Annotated in this window: 17 protein-coding genes; 9 read left to right on the top strand and 8 right to left on the bottom strand. The window is 67.3% G+C overall.

The window, feature by feature from the left end; genetic code table 11:
* Positions 1-112: 112 nt before the first annotated feature.
* The 3 genes from K3N28_RS15505 (at position 113) to K3N28_RS15495 (ending at position 3,826) form a co-directional block, all read left to right on the top strand.
* Positions 113-1,810, top strand: coding sequence for a hypothetical protein (locus tag K3N28_RS15505; RefSeq protein WP_228093454.1), 1,698 nt, complete (start codon positions 113-115; stop codon positions 1,808-1,810).
* Positions 1,811-1,898: 88 nt separating this feature from the next.
* A complete protein-coding gene (locus K3N28_RS15500) occupies positions 1,899-2,885 on the top strand; it encodes a sugar ABC transporter permease (protein WP_228093453.1) in 987 nt (328 codons plus the stop codon).
* Positions 2,882-3,826 carry a carbohydrate ABC transporter permease gene (locus tag K3N28_RS15495; RefSeq protein WP_228093452.1) on the top strand — a complete coding sequence of 315 codons (945 nt, stop codon included), beginning with the start codon at positions 2,882-2,884 and terminating at the stop codon, positions 3,824-3,826. The genes K3N28_RS15500 and K3N28_RS15495 overlap by 4 nt, the downstream gene beginning before the upstream one ends.
* A 21-nt stretch (positions 3,827-3,847) precedes the next feature.
* On the opposite strand, the gene pdxA is transcribed toward K3N28_RS15495, so the two are convergent.
* From pdxA to K3N28_RS15465, 6 genes are read right to left on the bottom strand one after another with little or no spacing between them, the layout of a single operon-like run.
* On the bottom strand, positions 3,848-4,894 hold the full coding sequence (gene pdxA / locus K3N28_RS15490; RefSeq protein ID WP_228093451.1) for a 4-hydroxythreonine-4-phosphate dehydrogenase PdxA: 1,047 nt from the start codon (positions 4,892-4,894) through the stop codon (positions 3,848-3,850).
* A gap of 28 nt (positions 4,895-4,922) precedes the next feature.
* Positions 4,923-6,134, bottom strand: a complete 1,212-nt coding sequence (locus K3N28_RS15485; RefSeq protein ID WP_228093450.1) for a four-carbon acid sugar kinase family protein — start codon at positions 6,132-6,134, stop codon at positions 4,923-4,925.
* An 8-nt stretch (positions 6,135-6,142) separates the two neighbouring features.
* Positions 6,143-6,898 (bottom strand): HpcH/HpaI aldolase/citrate lyase family protein, encoded by a 756-nt coding sequence (locus K3N28_RS15480; protein ID WP_228093449.1) that lies wholly within the window; start codon positions 6,896-6,898, stop codon positions 6,143-6,145.
* A gap of 11 nt (positions 6,899-6,909) precedes the next feature.
* On the bottom strand, positions 6,910-7,869 hold the full coding sequence (locus K3N28_RS15475) for an aldo/keto reductase (RefSeq protein WP_228093448.1): 960 nt from the start codon (positions 7,867-7,869) through the stop codon (positions 6,910-6,912).
* Complete coding sequence (locus K3N28_RS15470) at positions 7,866-8,825, bottom strand: phosphoglycerate dehydrogenase (RefSeq protein ID WP_228093447.1); 960 nt, start codon at positions 8,823-8,825, stop codon at positions 7,866-7,868. Before K3N28_RS15470 ends, K3N28_RS15475 begins: the two co-directional genes overlap by 4 nt.
* Before the next feature lie 10 nt (positions 8,826-8,835).
* Positions 8,836-10,242, bottom strand: coding sequence for an Nramp family divalent metal transporter (locus K3N28_RS15465; protein ID WP_228093446.1), 1,407 nt, complete (start codon positions 10,240-10,242; stop codon positions 8,836-8,838).
* Between the two features lie 136 nt (positions 10,243-10,378).
* On the opposite strand from K3N28_RS15465, the gene K3N28_RS15460 reads away from it, so the two are divergent.
* A complete protein-coding gene (locus K3N28_RS15460; protein ID WP_228093445.1) occupies positions 10,379-11,179 on the top strand; it encodes a DeoR/GlpR family DNA-binding transcription regulator in 801 nt (266 codons plus the stop codon).
* Positions 11,180-11,364: 185 nt separating this feature from the next.
* On the opposite strand, the gene K3N28_RS23565 is transcribed toward K3N28_RS15460, so the two are convergent.
* Positions 11,365-11,724 (bottom strand): alpha-L-rhamnosidase C-terminal domain-containing protein, encoded by a 360-nt coding sequence (locus K3N28_RS23565; RefSeq protein WP_374209797.1) that lies wholly within the window; start codon positions 11,722-11,724, stop codon positions 11,365-11,367.
* A gap of 22 nt (positions 11,725-11,746) precedes the next feature.
* Here K3N28_RS23565 and K3N28_RS15455 point away from each other — a divergent pair, with 22 nt between their 5' ends.
* The 3 genes from K3N28_RS15455 (at position 11,747) to K3N28_RS15445 (ending at position 15,819) form a co-directional block, all read left to right on the top strand.
* The gene (locus K3N28_RS15455) at positions 11,747-12,058 is read left to right on the top strand and encodes an FCD domain-containing protein (protein ID WP_228093444.1); all 312 of its coding nucleotides are present in this window, start codon (positions 11,747-11,749) and stop codon (positions 12,056-12,058) included.
* Between the two features lie 512 nt (positions 12,059-12,570).
* The gene (locus K3N28_RS15450) at positions 12,571-13,632 is read left to right on the top strand and encodes a methyltransferase domain-containing protein (RefSeq protein WP_228093443.1); all 1,062 of its coding nucleotides are present in this window, start codon (positions 12,571-12,573) and stop codon (positions 13,630-13,632) included.
* A gap of 330 nt (positions 13,633-13,962) precedes the next feature.
* A complete protein-coding gene (locus K3N28_RS15445; protein WP_228093442.1) occupies positions 13,963-15,819 on the top strand; it encodes a carbohydrate-binding module family 20 domain-containing protein in 1,857 nt (618 codons plus the stop codon).
* A 1,720-nt stretch (positions 15,820-17,539) separates the two neighbouring features.
* On the opposite strand, the gene K3N28_RS15440 is transcribed toward K3N28_RS15445, so the two are convergent.
* A complete protein-coding gene (locus K3N28_RS15440) occupies positions 17,540-17,710 on the bottom strand; it encodes a hypothetical protein (RefSeq protein ID WP_228093441.1) in 171 nt (56 codons plus the stop codon).
* A gap of 102 nt (positions 17,711-17,812) precedes the next feature.
* Between K3N28_RS15440 and K3N28_RS15435 the strand changes: the two genes are divergently transcribed.
* Positions 17,813-18,070, top strand: coding sequence for a hypothetical protein (locus K3N28_RS15435; RefSeq protein WP_228093440.1), 258 nt, complete (start codon positions 17,813-17,815; stop codon positions 18,068-18,070).
* A 715-nt stretch (positions 18,071-18,785) separates the two neighbouring features.
* A complete protein-coding gene (locus K3N28_RS15430) occupies positions 18,786-21,032 on the top strand; it encodes a CRISPR-associated endonuclease Cas3'' (RefSeq protein ID WP_228093439.1) in 2,247 nt (748 codons plus the stop codon).
* The last annotated feature ends 55 nt before the right edge of the window (positions 21,033-21,087 follow it).

The raw sequence follows: 21,087 nt of genomic DNA, 5'->3' as shown, positions 1-21,087 counted from the left end.
CAATCCGAGTCTGTGTATCGTACCTCACATCTACTTGGCATCTAGATATCTAGATGCACCAGTGGAATGCCTGCACCCATCCGTATCCCTTCTTGACGATGAGGACAGCAACGTGGACACTCCCTCCCGCAGGTCGCCCCTCAGGCGCCGCTCGATGTTCAAAGCCGCCGCCGTCGGCACCGCCGGACTCGCCGGCCTTCCCCTCGCCTCCGCCTGCGGCGAGGTCAGCGGCCGCGAAGGCAACGTCCAGGAGATCGACGAATCCCTCGACATCCTTCCGACATACAAGGAATGGCCGCTGCCGGTCCAGCCGGACCTGATCGGCGACCCGCCGGACCGCCCCAGCGGCTTCCTCACCTACCCGAATCCGGTCGCCCAGGCGATTCCGAACCCGCCCGCCAACTCCGGCGAGTACCAGATCTACGTCCCCAACTGGGGCCCGCTCCGCACCAAGGACGACCCCTACTACACCGCGATGCAGGAGGCGACGGGCGGCACGAGGATCGACTTCATCCAGAACGACCCCGGAAGCTACAACGAGGCCAAGGTCCAGTGGATCAAGGCCCAGGAGTTCGGCGACGCGATCTTCATGCAGTCCTGGATGACCGGGGCCCACGCCAACTTCAACGAGACCGTCGCCAACAGCTTCGCGAACATCACCGACATCGTCTCCGGCGACATCTCGGAGCGCTGGCCGCTCCTGGCCGGGCGCGGCGACGCCGCCTGGGCCGACTCGGTCTGGCCGACCGATCCCGTCGACCCTGAAGGCACCGCCGGAATCTTCGGCGTGCCCTGGCATCTCAACGGCGGCCCGGGCAACGGCGTCTTCTACCGGGGGGACCTGTTGGAAGCGGGCGGCTTCGCGGTCCCGACCACCGTCGAGGAAATCTTGGAGATCGCCCGCGCCTGGTCGGACGACCGGGCCGGCAAATGGGCGTTCGCCGGAACCGACTGGATGTCGCCGGCCTGGTTCGGCCTCGCCAGCGGCCACGGCTGGATGTGGGACGGTTCGGGCCTCGTGCACAACTTCGAGCGCCCTGAGTACAAGGAATGGGTCGAGTTCCAGCGCCTCCAGACCGACGAGAAGCTGCGCCACCCCAACTTCGGCAACCCCGACTTCGTGAGCAAGCTCGCCTTCAACGCCGGCGACGTCCTGTTCGACCAGGACGGGTTCGCCCGCTGGCCCCAGACCGTCCAGGAGTTCGAGACGACCAACCCCGACTTCACGATCGGAGCGCTCGGCGCGCTCAACTTCAAAGGACGCGACCCGCTGTACCACTCCGCCTACGGCGTCGGCGGCTGGCTGTTCTTCCGCAAGGACCTGGAGGAGGACTCGATCGCCGAACTGCTCGACGTGTGCAACTTCGTCGCGGCACCCTTCGGAACCAAGGAGTACGAGCTCATCACCTACGGGCTCGAGGGCGAGCATTTCGAGTACGACGACCAGGGCCGACCCGTCTTCACCGAGGCCGGAAACTCATCCCACAAGGACTCCTTCTCCTACACCTCCATGTGCGGCGTCACCCAGACCCTCCACGAAGGCCCGGCATCCTATGTGGAAGCGCGCTTCGCGTTCGACGAAGCGGTCCAGCCCTACTTGGAGGAGAACATCTTCGAAGGACTGCGCCTGGTCGCCCCCGACACCGGGTCCACCGCTGGGACGGTCTTCGGCGAGAAGATCAAGGACATCATCTACGGCCGCGCCGAACTGAGCGAGTACGAGGCGGCCGTCGAGGCCTGGAGGACCGACGGCGGCGCCGATTCGCGCGAGTTCTTCGAGACCGCGTACAAGACCCTCCACGGGGAGTAGCGCACGGCAATGGGGCGGCACCCCGCCCTCTCCTTGCCCGCACTTGCATGAACGATCGGCGAACAGCCCCAGCGACGACGAGGCCAGCATGTCAGCTACAGCAACACCGGTGGCCCGCACCGCCGACAACCCGCCCCCACCCGGCCCCGCGAGGCGCAGGCCGAAACCGCTGCGCCACCGGCTCAGGAGAGACTGGCAGCTGGTGGTCCTCACCGTGCCGGTACTCGTGCAGTTGGCGGTTTTCTTCTACACCCCCTCGGCATTCAGCGTCATCGCCTTCATGGACTACAACCCGTATCGGCCGCTCTGGGAGAATCCGATCATCGGGTTCACCCACTTCCAGATCCTCTTCGACGATCCGTACTTCGTCGGCGCGCTGCTCAACACCTTGAAATTCGCGCTCGCGCAGCTGCTCTTCGTCTTCCCGCTCTCGATCGGCCTCGCGCTGCTCATGCACAGTGTCGTGTCGACCATGCTGCGGAGCGTCTTCCAGTCGATCGTCTATCTCCCGTACTTCTTCTCTTGGGTGCTGGTCGTCTCCGTCTTCGCCCAGATGCTCGGAAGCGACGGCCTCCTCAGCTACTGGCTGATGGGACTGGGCGGCGACCGGCTCGAGATCATGCGCGACCCCGACACCTTCATGTTCCTGGCCTGGATGCAGTGGACCTGGAAAGACGCCGGTTGGGGCATGATCCTGTTCCTGGCCGCGCTGGCGTCGATCAACCCCGCCCTGTACGAGGCGGCCGCCGTCGACGGCGCGAACCGCCGGAAGCGGCTGTGGCACATCACCCTGCCCGGCATTCGACCGGTGATCGTGCTGCTCCTGATACTGCAGATCGGCGGCATCCTGTCCGTCGGCTTCGAGCAGTACCAACTGCAGCGGCAGGCGGTCGGCTGGGGCGCGACCGAAGTGCTCGACACGTACGTCTACTACCGCACCATCCTGGCCTCGAACGGTGAATCGATCGGCACCGCGGCCGGACTGTTCAAGGGGGTCATCGGGTTCATCCTCGTCCTCTTCGCCAACAAAGCCGCCCACCGCCTCGGAGAGCAAGGGATCTATCAGAAGTCATGACCGCCACCACCGTGAAACCATCCAGACGTCGCAACCGGCGCGCCGTCTGGGACGAAGAGCCGCCCCTCGCCAGCAAGGTCGGCAAGGCGCTGTTCCTGGTCTGCTACGCCGCCGCGATCGTCATTCCCTTGTGGGCCGTCTTGGCCACGAGCCTCGCCACCGATGAAGCGCTCGCGCGTGCCGGCGGCAACATGGTCTTCCTCCCCACCGAAGTGAGTCTGCAGGCCTACCGGGAGATCCTCTCCGGCGGAGCGGTGACCCAATCGCTGCTGTTCACACTGATGCTGACCGCTGTGGGCACCGCGATCAGCCTGACGCTCACGGTCGCGGCGGCCTACGGCCTCTCCCGTCCGGGCTCGTTGTGGCACCGCAAGCTCCTCACCGCCATCCTCATCACCTTCCTGTTCGCCCCCGGCATGTACCCGTCGTACCTGGTCGTTCAAGACCTGGGGCTGCTCAACAACATGTGGGCGCTGATCCTGCCGGTGTGCTTCAGTTCCTGGAACCTCATCGTCCTGCGCACCTTCTTCATGACCAACGTCCCCGTCGAGCTCATCGACGCCGCCAGGATCGACGGCGCCGGAGAGTTCCGGACCCTGCTCAAAGTGGTGCTGCCGATGTCGAAGGCGGTCCTGGCGGTCATCGGACTGTTCTACGCCGTCGGGTACTGGAACACCTACTTCCTCGCCGTGCTCTACACCCCTGGACTGGAGATCAAGCCGATCCAGGTGCTCATCCAGCAGTGGATGCTCACCACCACCGGAGCGACCGGCCAGGATGCCGCCGCGGCGGCGGCGGTCTCCGCGGGCATGGAGAACGCCCCGGCCGCTTCGCTGAAGATGGCCGCGGTCATCTGCACGATCATCCCGATCGTGATCATGTATCCGTTCATTCAGAAGCACTTCACGAAGGCCGTCATCACCGGGGCGATCAAGGGCTGACCGGAACCCTCACCTGCAGGTTCAGGCGTCGGCTCCGCGTTCCACTCGCTGGCCCTCGTTCCACACGTGATGCCATCCCGGGGCGAGTTCCGCCGCCCGCTCCGCCGCGAGCACGAGCGAGGCCTCTCGTGCGATCCCCTTGCCCGCGATGTCGAATGCCGTCCCGTGGTCGACGGAGACGCGGACGACCGGCAGGCCGACGGTGATGTTCACGCCGTCGTCGCCGTAGACGGCCTTGAACGGCGCGTGCCCCTGGTCGTGGTAGCAGGCGATCACGAGGTTCCACTTGCCGCGCACGGCCTGCGGGATGAGCGCGTCGGCCGCGATCGGGCCGTGGGCGTCGATGCCGCGGTCCCGCGCCCGAGCGACGGCCGGGGCCAGAATGTCGGCGTCCTCGTCGCCGAACAGGCGGTTCTCCCCCGCGTGCGGGTTCAGCCCGGCCAGGCCGATCCGCGGGCTGTCGTCGCCGAGGGCGCGGCCGAACGCCGCCGCCAGGCCGATCACGTTGTCGGTGCGCTCGGGCGTCACGTCCTCGATGGCCCGGCGCAGCGAGACGTGCGTGGTGAGGTGGAACAGGTAGAGGTCGCCCGCCCCGAGGACGAGCGAGAAGTTCTCCACGCCGAACTCGTGAGCCAGCAGCTCGGTGTGGCCGGGGTAGGGGTGGCCGCCCAGGTGCATCGCCGCCTTGTTGAGCGGGGGTGTGACGATGCCGTCGACCTTCCCCTGCTTGGCGAGGTCGCACGCGCGCACGACGAAGCGGTAGGCGCCGTCGCCCGCTGCGGCGGACAGTTCACCGAGCGGTACGTCGCCCAGCGAGGGGCCGGTCTGGACGACTTCGATGAGCGCGGGGTCGTTCACCGCGTCCCGCGGATCGTCGATCAAGACGACCGCGGCAGGGTCGAGTCCGGCCAGGCGTGCGCCTCGGCGCATCGCGTCCGCGTCGCCGACGACCACCGGTGCGCAGCGCGTCCGGAGTTCGGGGTGCTCGAGGAGCGCGCGGGCGATGATCTCCGGGCCGATGCCGGCGACGTCCCCTTGGGTCATGGCGAGGCGAGGCAGGTTGTCCATAGTGGTGTTCTCTCTGTGGTGTGTGCGGTCAGCGGATCGGGAAGATGAGATCGGTCAAGAGCGACGGCGGGCCGAACCCGCCTGCCTTGGTCCAGACGTCGAGTGACGCCCGGCCGGTTCGCAGATGCAGAAGCGGGATACCGGGTGCGATCCGGCCCGCCACGATCGCGCGGTGAGCGCCGAACGCGGTGAGCAGGGCGGCCGCGCCGTCGCCGCCGACGATTCCGATGGTTCGCGGTCGCGCGGCGGCGACGGCCCGCGAAGCGGCGGCGCCGAGTCGCCGTGCGATCCGCTGCGCTTCTGCCCCTTGGGCACCGGGGAGGCGCTCCGCCTTCGTCGACACGATGACGGGACCCTCCGACTCCAGCAGCGCCCGGATCGCGGACTGCAGCTGTTCGTCGCTCAAGCGCGGGACGTCGAGTTCCTCGTGGATCGCGCCGCGAGCGCGGGCGTGCGCGATCTGGGCTCGGCTGGCCGGATGCAACGAGGACACGACCACGAGGTCGGTCCTCGGCGCGGCGACGGCCACCTCGTGCGGGGCCGGGTGCCATACGCGCGCGAGCGCGCGAGCCAGCCCCGCCGAGCCGACCGCGAGCACCGGACGCCGTCGTTCGGACGCGGCGACGGCTTGCGCGATGCGTTCCAGGTCGCCGTCCGTGGCGCCGTCGAGGACGACCGCTCCGGTCCATTCGGGAGGGATGCCTTCCGGCGCCCCTCCGATCGCCCGCGCGCCGGGGACGAGCGCGGTGAGGTCGCTCGATCGCAGCGGCGTGATCGGGTCAGCTCCGGCGGCGCCCGCTGCCGCTTCAACGTCGTTCACGAGCAGGCGCCCGGAGCCGACGGTCCTGCCCAGGGCGGGGTAGGCCGGGCAGATCAGGATGAGCAGGCCGATGGTGTCGGCGAAGGCCGCACGGGCGCCGTCGATCTGGGCCGCCAGCGATCCGCGTCCGGTGCTGTCCACTTTCAAGTAGATGCGGTCCGCTCCGGCTTCACGGGCCGCGCGAACGGCGCGTTCCGTGGCATCACAGGCGGCGCTCTCGCTCAACGCGCGCGCATCAGTCGAAAGCGCTGCGGCCACGTGGGGCCCGTTGCCGGGGAACGGTGTCCAGCCGTTGCCGAGCTCGAGGTGCGCGAGCCAGCCCGCCTCGCCGAACGCCAGGACGCAGTCGGCGGCTCCGGTCATGTCGTCGGCGACGATCGCCACGGCGGACCCGTCGGCAGAGGGCTTCGAGCTTGGCATCGCGGTCCTCACTCCTTCGCGGCCGCGAGGTGGCTGCGAGCGGCCGCTTCGAGGTGGGTCAGGTCCGAGGCGATCGTGACCATGCGGAAGCCGGCCGCAAGCCTGCGACGGGCGGCCGCCCCGTCGAGGGTGTGGATGGCCGGGACGATCCCGGCCGCGTTTGCCGCCGTGCGCGTGCGCTCGACGGCGGCTTCGAGCGCGTCGGTGTGCTCGGGATCGCCGGGGTATGCGCCGCCGACCGCCAGCATGAGGTCGGAGGGGCCGATGTAGAGGCCATCGACGCCGTCCACCCGTGCGATCTCCTCAACGTTCGCGAGCCCCTCCTCGGTCTCGATCATGACGAACACGAGGATCTGGCGATCAGCGTCGGCGGGGCGCGGTCCGACGCGGAGGCCGGACCGCATCGGACCGTACGAGCGCCGCCCGGCGTATCGCGCGGCCTGGACCGCGGCAGCCGCGTCGGCAACGGTGTCGATCAGCGGCACGATGACACCCAGGGCCCCGGCGTCCAGTGCCTGACCGATGCAGACGGGATCGTTCGCCGCCACGCGGACGACGCCTGCCGCGCCGCGCCCGGCGTCGACCGCCATGAGGTTGCGCAGGACGCCGTCGTAGCCCATCAGCCCGTGCTGGGCGTCGATGCCGATGTAGTCGTAGCCGGTCATCGAGACCCGCTCGGTCGCGACGGGCGAGTCGAGCACGGTCCAGTAGCCGACCGCGGTGCCGCCGTCGCGCATGGTGTCCACGAAGGATGAATGGTGCATGTCGTCTCTTCTCATCGGTTGTAGGCGGGCATCGGGCCGCGCAGCGTCCGCCCCACCTCGTCGCACGCGGCGACGACGTCCTGGGGCAGTGGTCCTTTGGCGAGCAGGGCGAGGTTCGAGTCGATCTGGTGCGGGGCCGAGCCGCCGACGAGGACCGCGTCGGTGACGGGCTTGCCGACGAGCCAGCGCAGTGAGAGCTCGACGAGCGAGATCCCAGCGTCCTCGGCGATCCGCGCCAGTGCCTCGATCGCGGCGAACAGCTGCTCGTTCCAGTACCGGTCGGTGTACATCGTGGCGAGCCGCGAGGTCACGAAGCGTCCTTCGGTGGGGCGCTCGGCGAAGCGGTGCCTGCCGACCAGCATGCCGCCGCCGAGCGGGTTGTAGACCATCGTGGACACCCCGGTGGACTGTGCGAACTCGGCGTACTCGGCCTCGATGCCGCGGGCGACGAGGTTGTAGAGCTGTTGGGCGACGACGGGCCGTGCAATGACAAGGCGATCGGCGGTCGCCTGAATCTGGGCGATCTGCCATGCCGCGTAGTTCGAGACGCCGTAGGCGCCGATGACGCCCTCGGCCAGGAGCTCACCGACCGCGGTGAGCGTCTGCTCGATCGGCGTCTCGCGGTCGGGCTGGTGCAGGTAGAACAGGTCGACGCGGTCGCGTCCGAGCCGCTTCAGGCTGCCTTCGAGGCTCGCGCGCAGCGCGGCGGGAGAAAGGAGCGGGCGGCCGTCGGCGTCCGGGTGCGGCATGCCGGCTTTGGTGGCGATCAGGAAGCGGTCCGGGTCGGCGGCCAACAGGCGGTTGAGCATCCGCTCGGTCTCGCCGCCCGCGTAGGCGTTGGCGGTGTCGATCATCCGGACGCCGGCCTCGGCGGCGAGCGCGAGGATCTCGGCCGCGGCCGTCTCGTCCACGGTGTCGCCGAACGTCATCGAGCCGAGCACGACCGGGCCGAATGGCGGTGTGGTGGTCATGGAGTGTGTCCTTCCTTGGGGGCCACGGGGTTGCGCGGCGTTGCTCCGCGCAGGACGCGGACGACGTCCTCGGCGACGAGCACGCCCATGGCGCGGTTGGCGAGGTCGGTCTGAGCGCCAATGTGGGGTGTGAGGATGAGGTTGGGCGCGCGCAGCAGCGGGCTATCGGCGGGCAGCGGCTCGACGGCGGTGGCGTCGAGCGCCGCGCCGCCGAGCCGACCGGTTTCGAGCAGCTCGGCGAGCGCGGTCTCGTCGACGAGGTCGCCGCGGGCGGCGTTGACGACGATCGTGCCGGCACGCAGCGACTCCAGCGCCTCGCGGTCGAGGACCGGGGGCCCGCCGCCGGGCAGGTGGAGCGAGACGATGTCGGCCGCGGCCAGAGCCTCGTCGAGACCGACGGGCCGCGCGTGGTCGCCGAAGGCGTCAGCGGGCACGAAGGGATCGTAGGCGACGACATTGAGTCCGAATGCCTTCGCGCGCATGGCGACGGCGCGTCCGATGCGACCGTAGCCGAGAATGGCGAGGGTCTTTCCCGCGAGTTCGATGCCAGGGAACCGGTGCCACTCGCCGCGGCGGCAGGACGCGTCGGCTTCGGGGAGGCGCCGCGCGACCGCGAGGATGAGCGCGAACGTCAGGTCGGCGACGCCGCCGGCATTGGAGCCGGGCGCGTTGACGACGGTGATGCCCTTCGCCGCAGCGGCTTCCACGTCGATGTTGTCGACCCCGACGCCGTGCTTGGCGATCACCTTCAAGGTCGGCGACTCCAGGACCGCTCCGCGCACGTCGTCCAGGCCGACGATGAGGGCGTCGCAGCCTTCGGCCTCCCGGGCGAGTGCGCCGGCGTCGAGCGGGTGGGCCGCGCCGGGGCGCACGGCTTCGATCCCGGCGTCCGACAGCACCGACCACGGGTCAGGCGACTGCGCGCCGAAGGTCGGGGTCGTGACGAGTACTCGCATGTGCTCCCTCTCAGCCGATCGTGAATCCGAAGATGGTCGCGACCGTGTAGGTCCCGAGCAGCCCGATGGCCACGCTCGACACCGTCAGCATGACCGTCCAGACCGGGCTTCGACGGTAGCGGCGATCGACCTGCCGACGCAGGACCCACACGGCGATGACGACCGCGATGAGGAAGAGGCCGGAGGCGATGCCGCCGATCATGACCATGAGGACCGGCGACTGCACGATGAGGAAGCTCGCCGCCCAGATGACGGGGTAGCAGATCGTGAGCACGCGGATGATCCGCTCGCGGACGCGCACGTTCGACCAGTCGAAGACGCCCAGCACGCCGAGGGTGTTCGTCCACAACCGCGGCACCGAGGCCGTCGAGGCGACGAAGGTCGACCACAGGACGAAGAACGCGCCGATGAGGAACACCCACTGCGCCCAGGATCCGAGCAGGTCGGTGTACATCCGCGAGAGGGTCGAGATCATCTCGTTGCCCTCCGGGACCAGGCCCTGCGGATGCAGCACCGCCGCACCGATGACGTAGAACGACAGCGTGCAGAGGGTGCACGTGAGCCAGGAGACGAGCGCGTCGAGCCGCATGACCTTGATCCAGCCCTCGGCGCGGACCGCGCGCTCCTCGGTGCCGTCGTCCGGCCCGGTCCAGCGCCCGTAGCCCTTCTCCAGGACCCAGAACGTGTAGGTCGTCATCTCGTCGGCGCCCACGCCGGTGAGCCCGAACATCGCCACCGCGAAGCCGATGGCGGCCACCGGGAGCGCGAACGAGAGGCCGCCCAGCACGTCGTCGGCCGAGTACGAGAACGGCGTCACCGGCAGCCCGAGCGCCAGCGCGACGGTGATCAGGGTGAACAGCACGACCGAGACGAAGGCGAGCCGCTCGATGACGCCGTACTTGCTGGTGATCAGGAGCGCCACGGTGGCGACGAGCGCGATGCCGGTCCAGAACGCGAGCGACGGGAATTCCAGCGGCTCGCCCATGACGGGGAACATGATGGACAGGCAGGCCGCGACCCCGCCGATGATGCCGCCGCGCTGGAGGATCTTCGCGAAGTCCATGACGATCCACAGCAGCGTCACCCAGCTGCCGCGCCGAGTGCGCGGTTTGACTTGCGCGAAGCCCTGGACGGCGGTCTGGCCGGTGAGGATCGACCAGGTCGCGAGTTCGACCTGGACCCACACCTTGACCGCGGTCGAGACGACCACGAGCCAGAGCAGGACGAAGCCGGCCTGCGATCCGAGCGCGGTGGTCGTGATCAGTTCGCCGGAGCCGACGACGGCGGCGGAGAGGATGAGGCCCGGACCGAGGTAGCGGAATCGTTTGCGCAGCGTGCGCGGAGGTTCCATCACGTTGGCGGGGTCGAGGGCGTAGGGGTCGAACGGTTCGGCCGCGGTTGCGGTCTGCGATGCCACTGCTGTCTCCTTTGACGGGGGGCTCGACGGGCGTCACGCCCGCAGTGCGCACCACCATACGCCATATTGCGCGAATCGCGCAAGTAGATGCGCGATTCGCGCATTCAGGAGTCGGCGGATTGTGTACGCTGATCGCATGGAGAAGCCGCCTTCGGCCGCACGGCGCCGCGAGTTGATCGTCGAACTCGCTTCGCGCACTGGACTTGCCTCTGTGGAAGAACTCGCCGAGCAGTTCGGCATCTCGCCTTCGACCATCCGCCGGGATCTGGCCCGCCTGCACGCCGACGGACGCCTCGCGCGGACCTACGGCGGCGCCATCCCGGCGGTCGCCCATCCGGAGTCGTCGCTGCGCGAGCGCCTGCAGGAGTCGACCGCCCAGAAGACTGCCGTCAGCGCACGGGCGGCCGAACTCATCGACGACGGCGAGGTCCTGCTCTTCGACGGCGGCTCCACGGTCCTCCAACTCGCTCACGCCGTGCACGATCGCGGCCCACTCACCGTGGTCACCGCCGCCCTCCACACGATGCAGGCCCTCTCGTCCGCACCGGGGGTCGTCGTCGAATGTCTCGGGGGGCGTCTGCGCACCATGAGCGACAGCATGGTCGGCCCGATCGCCGAGGCCGCGCTCGAACGGATGACCTTCGACAAGGTCTTCCTCGGGGCCGACGGCGTCGACGCGCAGCGCGGCATCTGCGAGGCCGACCGCGAGCAGGCCCGCCTCAAGGAGCTTATGGTGCGCGCCAGCGACGAGGTCGTCGTCCTCGCGGACAGCTCCAAGCTGGGGATCGCGCCGTTCCACGCCTGGACCCGCCTCGGCGAGGACTGGACCCTCATCACCGACGACGGCGCCACCAACAAGCAGCTCCTGCCGTTCTCCGACGCGGGCGTCCACGTCATCATCGCCGCGGCCGCGACGATCAACCCCGACACGGACTGAGTCGAACGTCGACTCTAATAAGCGGCGACACCGCCGAGGGCACCAATCACGAGCCACCGAGCCCTCAAATTGGCTCTCGAACTCTCAGTGGTTGCGGCCGCGATGTTCAGCGGCAAAGCGTTCGGCATAGAAGCGCGTTGGCCGAACAGATTGCGCGGGTCGGCGTGCCAGTAACGGGCACCAGCTCATCCGTCGAGGTGAAGGACATGATGGCCTGCAGTGAGCTCGCGATGCGCATTGGCGATGAAGACGCATGCCGTCGCTCCCTGGGGCACATCGACGATGACCTTCCAACCACCAGGTCCGTGCTCCCATTGGACCGCCGCTTCACCGAGCGGTGTCCGGTGGCTAATGCCGGCACGGGTGACTCGTGGATCGTCGATCGGAGCTACCTCAAACCTCTGCCAACCAGGGTCCAGGAGGCGCAGGCCGCCGACCCTCTGCTGGATCCATGCCGCAACAGAGCCCAAGAAGTAGTAGTAGTTCCGTGAGCGCGCGTCGGCGTCCCAGGATTCCAGCAGAGTGGACTCCCGCTGGCTTTCCACACGGTCCCGGCGGACTTCCACCGTGGTCGACCTCGTCGCGCACCGCCACTTCCACGCCACCGTCTACCGCGCGTCCCACAACGACCTGCTCATCAACACCCTCGACGGCCTGTGGGACAAGGCCGACCGCTACCGGCGCCTCGGACTCGAAGTGGTTCGCAGCCAAGCGGAACGCGACCAGAAGACACACGAGAACCAGGCGCTCGTCGACTGTGTCGTAGCCGGCGACACCGAAGGCGCCGCCGACATCATGCGCCGCCACATCGACACCAGCCTCGGAGCAAAGGCGGCGCGCAGGCTCGGCGCGACGCCGGCCGACGTCCCCAGAGCCTGATCGCCCACCCCCTGGCGACGGTCTCGCAATCGTCGGCGAATAAGAACTCCTCGTGTAGCTCTTGCCCGTCCAGCGCGTGGGGAGCCAGTATTGGATGACGTCCCCCCGTCCTGAACCGCCAATTCGCCAGTCGGATACCAGCATGGGCTCAATCTCGACGGTTTCACGTGCCTCACCGATGAAGCGAACTCCGACGAACACGGCTACCCGCATGCCCCCAGGCACGTTTGCTGGGAATCGGAACGTCACGCTCGCGGCCACGCGGAGCACGCCGGCGATACGACCTGACTCTTCTGCAGTCTCACGCCCCGAGCCCTGGACCGCGCAAGCCGATGCAAGGGCCTCCTTCGGGTGAGTTAGCATGGCGCCGTGACATGCAGCTTCTTCCGCCTCGGTTAGCGCTCCGCTAGCCGTCCAGAGGGAAACCCCGTGGCTAGCGATGTGGTGCGGCTGCCCACCGCTCCAGATCGCTCACCGGGAGCCTTGTCATGTCACCAAACCGTCCTTCGACGGTGGGCCCGTCCACGCCCGAAACACCGGAACAGCGGAATCTCTTTGCTAGCACGGTCCACGGACTCGAGCACATCACAGCGGCAGAACTCACCGAACTCGGGTGCCGAGTCGTTTCCGTCCAGAAGCGCCAGGTACTGCTCACTGCTCCGGAGCTTTGCTCGGCCGATCGTCCTCGTACGGTCGACGACCTGCTCATTCAGATAGCACAGACCGTCGACCCCGGTCCCACCAAAGCGGATCTGCAGCGCCTGCGCCCTCTGCTCGACGCCGCCGACCTGAAGCCGGCCAAGTCCGACTTCGAGCGCGGCGATCCGGTGCTCACCGTCTCGGCATCGATGATCGGTCGGCGCACCTACAACCGACATGACCTCGAGGACGTGATCGGCTCATTTCTGTCCGAGCGGCTCGGCGCCCGGTTCGCCTCCCGCAGCGGCGGCAACCGGCCTCCGGTCGGTGCCGCCGAATGGCGCGCGGTGCTGTCGCCCGAGGGGCTCCTGCTCGGCTACCGGGGCCGTCGCCCGCCTCTCCACCGCCGGGCCTGGAAGACCGCATCGATTCCCGGCACGCTGCACCCGCCGGTCGCGGCGGCCACGGCCCGGCTCGCCGGGATTGAAACGGGGATGACCGTCCTTGATCCCTGCTGCGGAGCCGGAACGATCCTCGTCGAGGCCCGAGGACTCGCTCCCAGCAGCGACTTCATCGGTTCAGACCTCAACGCGGAGGCACTCGCCGCTGCTGCGCGCAACGCGCAGCACCTCACCGGCATCGCGTTCACGAAGTCCAATGCCGCCCGGCTGCCGATGCCCACCGGCAGCATCGACCGGATCGTGACCAATCCGGCTTGGGGACGCCAGGTCGCCACGGTGCAGCGCTTCCCCGCGCTCTTGGCAGCGTGGCGGCGGGTCATCGCCGCAGACGGGCGGCTCGTGTGCCTGGTGCCGCCGGAGCTGTTGCGCGACTTCGAGACCGAGCGATCGGCTTGGAACCTCGTCGAGCGCCATCAACTCAGCCTGTCCGGGCAGCACCCGGTCATCGCCCTCGCCGAGCCGAAGCGCCGCTGAACGCGGCCTCGAGCGAGGGAATCAAGGGACGACCGCAGCCGCGCTCTGCCAGCAGCAAACGGCGCAGATCATCCCTGAGATCCGCCATGGCCAGCAGCGAAGGCGCGGCCAGCAGGCGATGGCGGACCTGAAGCCGAGTTCGCACTCTCAGGAGGACGGAGGTGTCGCTCTCCCGACCGAGGCATGGCCGCACACGATCGGTGCTTGACATCGCACAGGCGCCTGCATACTCTTTGCAATATCCGCAAGTTTCAATACAAATATGCGTCCGTTACGACGTTGAATGCAAAAACTTGCAGGACGGTTAGAACGGAGAACCCTCACATGTCATTGAGCCAACCACGCCACGGCCGACGGGCGACGGCGCTCGCCAGTGCCTTCGCCGTCGCAGCCGGTGCGCTCGCCGCCGTCACCGCACCCGCGACCGCCCAAGAGGTCGAGGCCGCTGCGGCTCCGGCCGTCACCGGCGACTCGTCGATCATCGAGCTGTTCGAGTGGAACTGGAACTCGATCGCCCAGGAATGCACCGACTTCCTCGGCGACTCGGGCTACACCCACATCAAGATCTCCCCGCCCCAGGAGCACATCCTCGCCTCCGACACGAACACACCGGACAACTGGTGGATCCAGTACCAGCCGGTCAGCTACAAGCTCGACTCGCGCCTGGGCACCCGTGCCGAGTTCGAGAACATGGTCGACACCTGCGCGGCCGAAGGCGTCGGCATCGTCGCCGACGTCGTCATCAACCACATGGCCGCCGGTTCCACTTCGACCCGCCACGGCCAGGCGGGCAGCGAGTACCGCCAGTTCCACTACCCCGCAGCCGGCTACGACGCCTCCGACTTCCACTCCACCGGCTCCTCCTACTGCGAGATCTCGGACTACACCAACCGCTGGCAGGTCCAGAACTGCCACCTGGTCGGCCTCAACGACCTCGCCACCGAGCAGGACGACGTGCGCGCCACCATCGCCGCCTACCTCCAGGACCTGCTCGATCTCGGCGTGGTCGGCTTCCGCGTCGACGCCGCCAAGCACATCCCCGCCGCCGACCTGGAGAACATCCTGGGCCGCCTCGACGGCGACCCGTACGTCACCCATGAGGTCATCTACGCCAAGGACTCGAACGAGCCGATCAAACCCAGCGAGTACTACGGCTCGGGCACGGTCCAGCAGTTCGACTTCTCGCGTTGGATGAAGAACCACTTCGCCGGTGACTCCAAGACCTCGTATCTGCTCAACCTCGCTGAGAGCTGGGGCCTGTCGCCCGACGACAAGGCTCAGGTGTTCGTGCAGAACCACGACACGCCGCGGGCCGGCGACGCCGCCAACTACCTCAACTACTTCACCGGCGGCAGCGACTACCTGCTCGCCAACGCCTACATGATGGCCTACGACTACGGTGTCCCCTCGCAGATGTCGGACTACTCCTACAGCAACAAAGACCAGGGCCCCAACCTCGTCGGCGGCGCCAACTCCGACGTGGCCGACGTCGACTGCGACGCGATCACCGGCCGATGGGTCTGCCAGCACCGCGGCGCCTACTTCGCCGGCATGGCTGCCTTCCGCGAATCCGTCGCCGGCACCGGCGTGAACAACAAGTGGCACAACGACGAGGACGCCCTCGGCTTCGGCCGCGGCAACGCCGGGTACATCGTCCTCAACAACGAGTCCTCCTCGATCAACGCCACCTTCACCACCTCCATGCCCGCCGGCCAGTACTGCAACATCCTCGGCGGCAACACCATCACCGTAGGCGCTAGCGGTACTTTCACCGCCACCGTGGCCGCGAACAAGGCTCTCGCCATCCACATCGGCGCCCCCTACGTCGACGGCGCCTGTGAAGCGCCCGGCAACCCTGGCAACCCCGGGGGGCCCGGTGATGGCAAAGTCTGCGTCAACGTGAACGTGAACGCCACCACCTGGTACGGCCAACAGGTCTACATCACCGGATCCCTCAATGAACTCGGCGACTGGAGACCAACCGCTGACGCACACCTCGCCGCGGACCACTACCCATGGTGGGGCGAGAACATCTATCTCCCCGCCGACACCTACTTCGAGTTCAAGTACATCAAGGTCGCCCCGAACGGCTCGGTGGAATGGGAGACCGGCACTAACCGGTACTTCACCACCCCACCCGACGACTACCAGGGCTGCTTCACTTTCACCGACTACTGGCACAGCTGACCCAGCTCGGCGGGGGTCGGCCGCACTCGAGCTGTCGGCCCCCTACCACCGAACCCGGCCCATCAGCGCACCACTGCCACCACACCAAATCGAATCCACCCTCCCAACCACAACGTCACTAGCTTGATTTTTAACCTCTTTCCCGTCGGCTGCGGCGTTCGCAGTGGGAATCGGTGGCGCTGCACCCCGATCGGGCAGGGTGCCATCGGTCCTCGTCGGCGCTGCTCAGCGTGCCGGCCGACGGCAACCGACGAGATCGCGCCATGCTTGATATGACCGATCGGCCAGCGCGGAGTTATGGAACACCGATAACGCATCGTTTCGAGCGGCCGGTGTCTCGAAACGCTAGGCGGCCGTCGAACGCAGCGAGGTAGGAGGGTTGAGCAGGCAAGACACCGACTCCCCTGGCGCCCTCGATCGCTGAAAGGTTAAAAATCAAGCTTAGTTTTCCGCTCCCAATGGCGGTCTTTTTGGCTGCCCGGCCGGACCGCCAGGGCCATGACGAAGCCATCCGCGCCTCGCTGCGTGCCTCTGTTTCCCCGAGGAAGACGCACGCCATCCGCAACGAAGAGAGCCCTCTCCCCCGGCTTCGCTGCGCCTGTGCTCGGCGAAGTTCCGTGAGACCATGCGACGGACGAGCACAACACAAAGGGCCTGGTTCCAAGATCCAGCACGCGCGTTCCGGCAAGTGCGCGTCCTCTCCGCGACAGGGTGCGTAGGGCGCGCGCACCCAGGGTTCCAACCAGACGCCGCGTCGCCAGATTGGCCGGCTCCAACCCGGTAGGAACAGTCCGGAACACACCCAGGTCATGCCGCGGATCCGTGCGCCCCTGAACTGGCCGAATACGGCTCCTCCCCGAGTTTCCTGGCTCAGACCATGACCTGCGGCTTAACCCGTATTCTCGCCAACAGCGACCTTCCGCTTTTCAGGCGGACGTGCATTTCTCAGAGAAATATGCGTCTACCTGCCGGTATGCATCAAAATCATTAGCGGTTAGAAGGACGGGGCCGCTATAGGGCCGCTGTACGCCTAAGAATCGCGTTGAACCGGTGAAACCTGTCCGACTGGATCCAGTGACGTCTGAGCGCGAGACCTATCCGCTATGTCACGCCAGGCCGTAGGCTCGGTGCAATTCCATTAGAAACGGGAAGATCGCGGATAATTAGAAAGAACACGAAGGTCTAAACAGACCGCGCCAAAGACGAACCTCTGGCGCCACATCTCGTGAGACGGTTGTCAAGTATAGGGCCCGTGTTGCAGTCCTCGCCGAAAGCAAACCTCCGGTGCCACTGCCGAACTGCACGGAGACCTTGAGCTCGGTGTACTCGTCGTTGCAATCCTCGCCGGAGGCCAACCTCCGGCGCCATTCCAGAAAGGCCTGGACTTCCAGACTTAGCCGTGGTTGCGATCCTCGCCGAAGGCGGACCTCCGGCACTACCTTGACACCGTCACGGAGTACTCGATCCAATTCCAGTTGCGACCCTCGCCGGAGGCAAACCTCCAGCGCCACACGCCGTCCACCCACTGGCCCAGGCGGAAGATGCGGTTGCGATCCTCACTGGAGATGACCCGCCGGCGCCACTCGGTGCGCGCGATCTCCTCAGCATCGGTGTAGCAGTTGCGATCCTCGCCGGAGACGAACCTCCAGCGCTATGCGCCATGCCTGTCACCCTCGCCCAGGCCCAGCTGTTGCGATCCTCACCGAACGAATCTCCATCGCTACATGAGCGTGAGCCCGTCGTCGTCGAGCTGGAGCCGGTTGCAATCCTCGCCGAAGGCAAAACCCCGGCGCCACCCCGTGGTCATGCACCAGCACTGCACGATGGATTGGTTGCGATCCTCGTCGAAAACGAACCTCCGACGCCACACCGCCGCCATCGGCGGCATCATCCTCCAGATCCTGTTGCGATCCTCGCCGAAGGCATATCTCCGGCGCCACGCCCGCACACGTAGTCCGAGCCGTCGGTGCCCTTCTTGCGATCCTCACCGAAGGTGTACCTCCAGCGCCACCTGGTGGTGGCCGATCTCCCCGGTGCGAAGGAGGCGTTGCGATCCTCGCCGGAGTCGGATCTTCGGCGCCACTACGAGCTGGCGGTCAAGCTCGACCAGGTCGGCTCGTTGCGATCCTCACCGAAAACGAACCTCCAGCGCCACCGCACGCCGTCCGGCGGCGGCATGACCGACCTCGAGTTGCGATCCTTGCCAAAGGCGAACCTCCGGCGCCACTTCCCGTGGAACGGTTCAAGGTAAACGGTAGTTGGGTTGCGATCCTCACCGAAGACGAACCCTGGCGTCACAGCGATGGGGCGTCCAGCTTGGCAAGCGCGGCTGGTTGCGATCCTCGCCGAAAGCGAACCTCCGGCGCCACGTCGGTGTCGGACGGGACAGGGGTGGTGGTGGTCATCGGTTGCGATTCTCGCCGGAGGCGAAACTCCGGCGTCACCAGGGGGCCGGTACGCTGATGCACTGCTCACCCGCGTTGCGATCCTCGACGAAGGCGAACCTCCGATGTCACGGTCGCTCGCGCAGTGCATCCAGCACCAGGAGCATGTTGCGATCCTTGCCGAAGGTGAACCTTCGGCGCTATCCGAAACCTACATCGAGCTGCGGCTCTGAGATGAGTTGCCCTCCTTGCGGGAGGCGAACCTCTGATCGCCTGCTGGCCGCGGGAATGCTCGGGAGTGTCGAGCAGGTGCGGATCCTCGCCCGAGTCGGGCGGTACTGGTCGACCTCGATGTTGGAAACACTCAGATGGGTGAATCCGTCGCCCCGTCCTTGCGTCGAGGATGGACATAGCGCAATCTGAAGTTCAGTCATGTGTGGTTTGCAGTGTTGGAGCTCTTGTCGCACAAGAGGTCGTGCAGTTTTCCGAGCGTGGCTTCTTCAGCGACCGAGCGGTGGTCGAGGTTTGCAATAGTCTGCGGCGTTTTGCCGTGTTGACGCTCGGGGAATCGAGGAGGTGGCTTTGGCATTCGCTCACAGCAAGTCGAAGCGAGGGAAGGTGCATCCGCTTGCGGTGCATTTGTGCGAGGTAGGTGAGTTGGCGGCATGGTTCGCGGTCGAGTTCAACTGCTCGGATCTGGCGCGGTTGATCGGTCTGCTGCATGACTGCGGCAAGTGCGCGGTTGTGTGGCAGGAGAAGCTTGAAGCTGTCAGTGGGACGAAAGAGCGGGTCGGTATCGACCATAAGACGCTCGGGTGCGAAGTGGCCGAACAGCTCGGTCTCGGCGACCTCTCGGTAGTGCTGCACGGTCATCACGGCGGGCTGACCTCGCCGCGGTCGGTGAAACGCAGCAGGGAATCGCTGGGCCGGATCGATTTGGAGGCGCTCGCCGACGCGCGAGGCCGCTACACGGAGGTGACCGGTGATCTCCAGTGGGCCGAGCAGCTCCGGCTTCCCTGGGAGCACCCCCATGTCACGGAGATGGGTCTGCGGCTGCTGTTCAGTGCGCTGGTCGACGCCGACTTCCTCGATACGGCGGCGCACTTCGCGGACCAGGAGCAGGCGACCCCTGCGGCTCCCGCTGACTTCGATCATCTTCTCCGCCGTTTTGAGAAGGCGAGAGAGGCGACGCTGGCCGATCGTGAACCGTCGCCGCGGGATCCTGAGCGTCAGGCGATCTACGAGGCATGCATCGAGGCGGCCGTGTCCGCGCCGGGCATTTACCGGCTCTCGGTGGGCACCGGCCTGGGCAAGACCTTCAGCGGCATGGGGTTCGCGCTCAGCCATGCCGCGGTTCATGGCAAGCGGCGGGTGGTCGTGGCGGTGCCGTGGAAGACGGTGACCGAGCAGAACGCCGAGGAGTACCGGCATCTCCTTGACACGGCGGAGGAGCGGGTGGTGCTCGAGCACCATTCGGGTGTCGACATGGAAGGGGCGGGTCGCAGGTGGGAGCGCGAGGCCGCGGAGAACTGGGATGCGCCCGTCGTGATCACGACGACGGTGCGGCTGTTCGAGTCGATGTTCGGTCGTACCGCCTCGGCGACGCGGCGTCTGCATCGGCTGGCCAACTCGGTCATCATCCTCGATGAGGTCCAGGGGCTTCCGTACCGGCTGCTGGTCCCGATCCTCGACGGACTCCGCTCGTTCGTCGAGCACTTCAACGCGACCGTGCTGCTGTGCTCGGCCACGCAGCCGGCGTTCTGGTCGCTGCAGCCGTTCCAGGGTCTGCCGGTCACCGACATCGTGCCGAAGCCGCTGGCGGTGCCGGTGGCAACGACGCCGATTCGGTACGAGTGGTGGCTTGATCCGCGACCGCGGCTCAGCCAGGTGGCGGCGCGGGCCGCCGAGCACGGGTCCGCCCTGGTGGTCACGAACACCATTGCCGATGCCGCGACGGTCGCGAAGGCCTGGGAAACGGCAGGCCGTGAGGGCGTCTTTCACCTTTCGACGCTGCTCATGCCCGGCCACCGTCTGGCGGTCATGGAGCTGATCCGGCAGCGGCTCGATGCGAAGCTCCCGACGCTCGTCGCCTCGACGCCACTCATCGAAGCCGGGGTGAATCTGGACTTCCCGGTCGTCTTCAGGGCGATCACCTCGATCGATTCGATCCTCCAGGCGGCCGGGCGTGCGGACCGCGAGCGGCGGTGGGCCGGCGGCGGTCTGGTGGTCGTGTTCAACCCGCTCGACGGCGGCAAGCCCGCCGGCCTGGACAAGCTCATCGGCCTGACCCTCGACCACTTCGGCCCGGGCCTGGCCGACCCCGATGCGGCCGGGGCGCAGGCCGACTACTGGAACGAGCTCTGGGACGAGCTGAACCTCGACGCGCCCGGCTCCGCGGCCGCCGCGATCCAGCAGGCGCGCTTGGAACTGGACTACGAGGCGGTCGCCCTGGGGCCCTTGACGAAGGACCGCGACAAGCCGAGCTTGCGGGACCGGGGCCGGGCGTTCAAGATGATCGATGACGAGACGATCGCCGTGATCGTGTCTGCATCGGCCTGTTCGGGCCTTCATGTCGGACCCTCGGTGCACCATGGTGTTCCGCTCCAAGGGGCACCGGATGCGCTCGTCAAACGCGCCGCCGATCCCGGCAGGAGCCGGGCGGCGATGCGGGGGCTGCAGCCGTACATCGTGAATCTGAGCTTGCACCGCGCCCAGAAGGACACGGTCAAGTCTCGTCTCAAGACCATCATCGGCGAGCCGGCCCGACCGGGATCGGTCGCGGTGTGGCAAGGAACCTACAACCCACTCACCGGTCTGGAAATCGAATGAGACCCAACCAAGCGGTCGTCGACCGCGACCCCGAGCCGCTGGTCCTAGACCCGGG

Source organism: Glycomyces sp. TRM65418 (genome assembly GCF_019710475.1).
GTDB lineage: Bacteria > Actinomycetota > Actinomycetes > Mycobacteriales > Micromonosporaceae > Glycomyces.
This window is presented reverse-complemented; position numbering and strand designations above follow the sequence as displayed.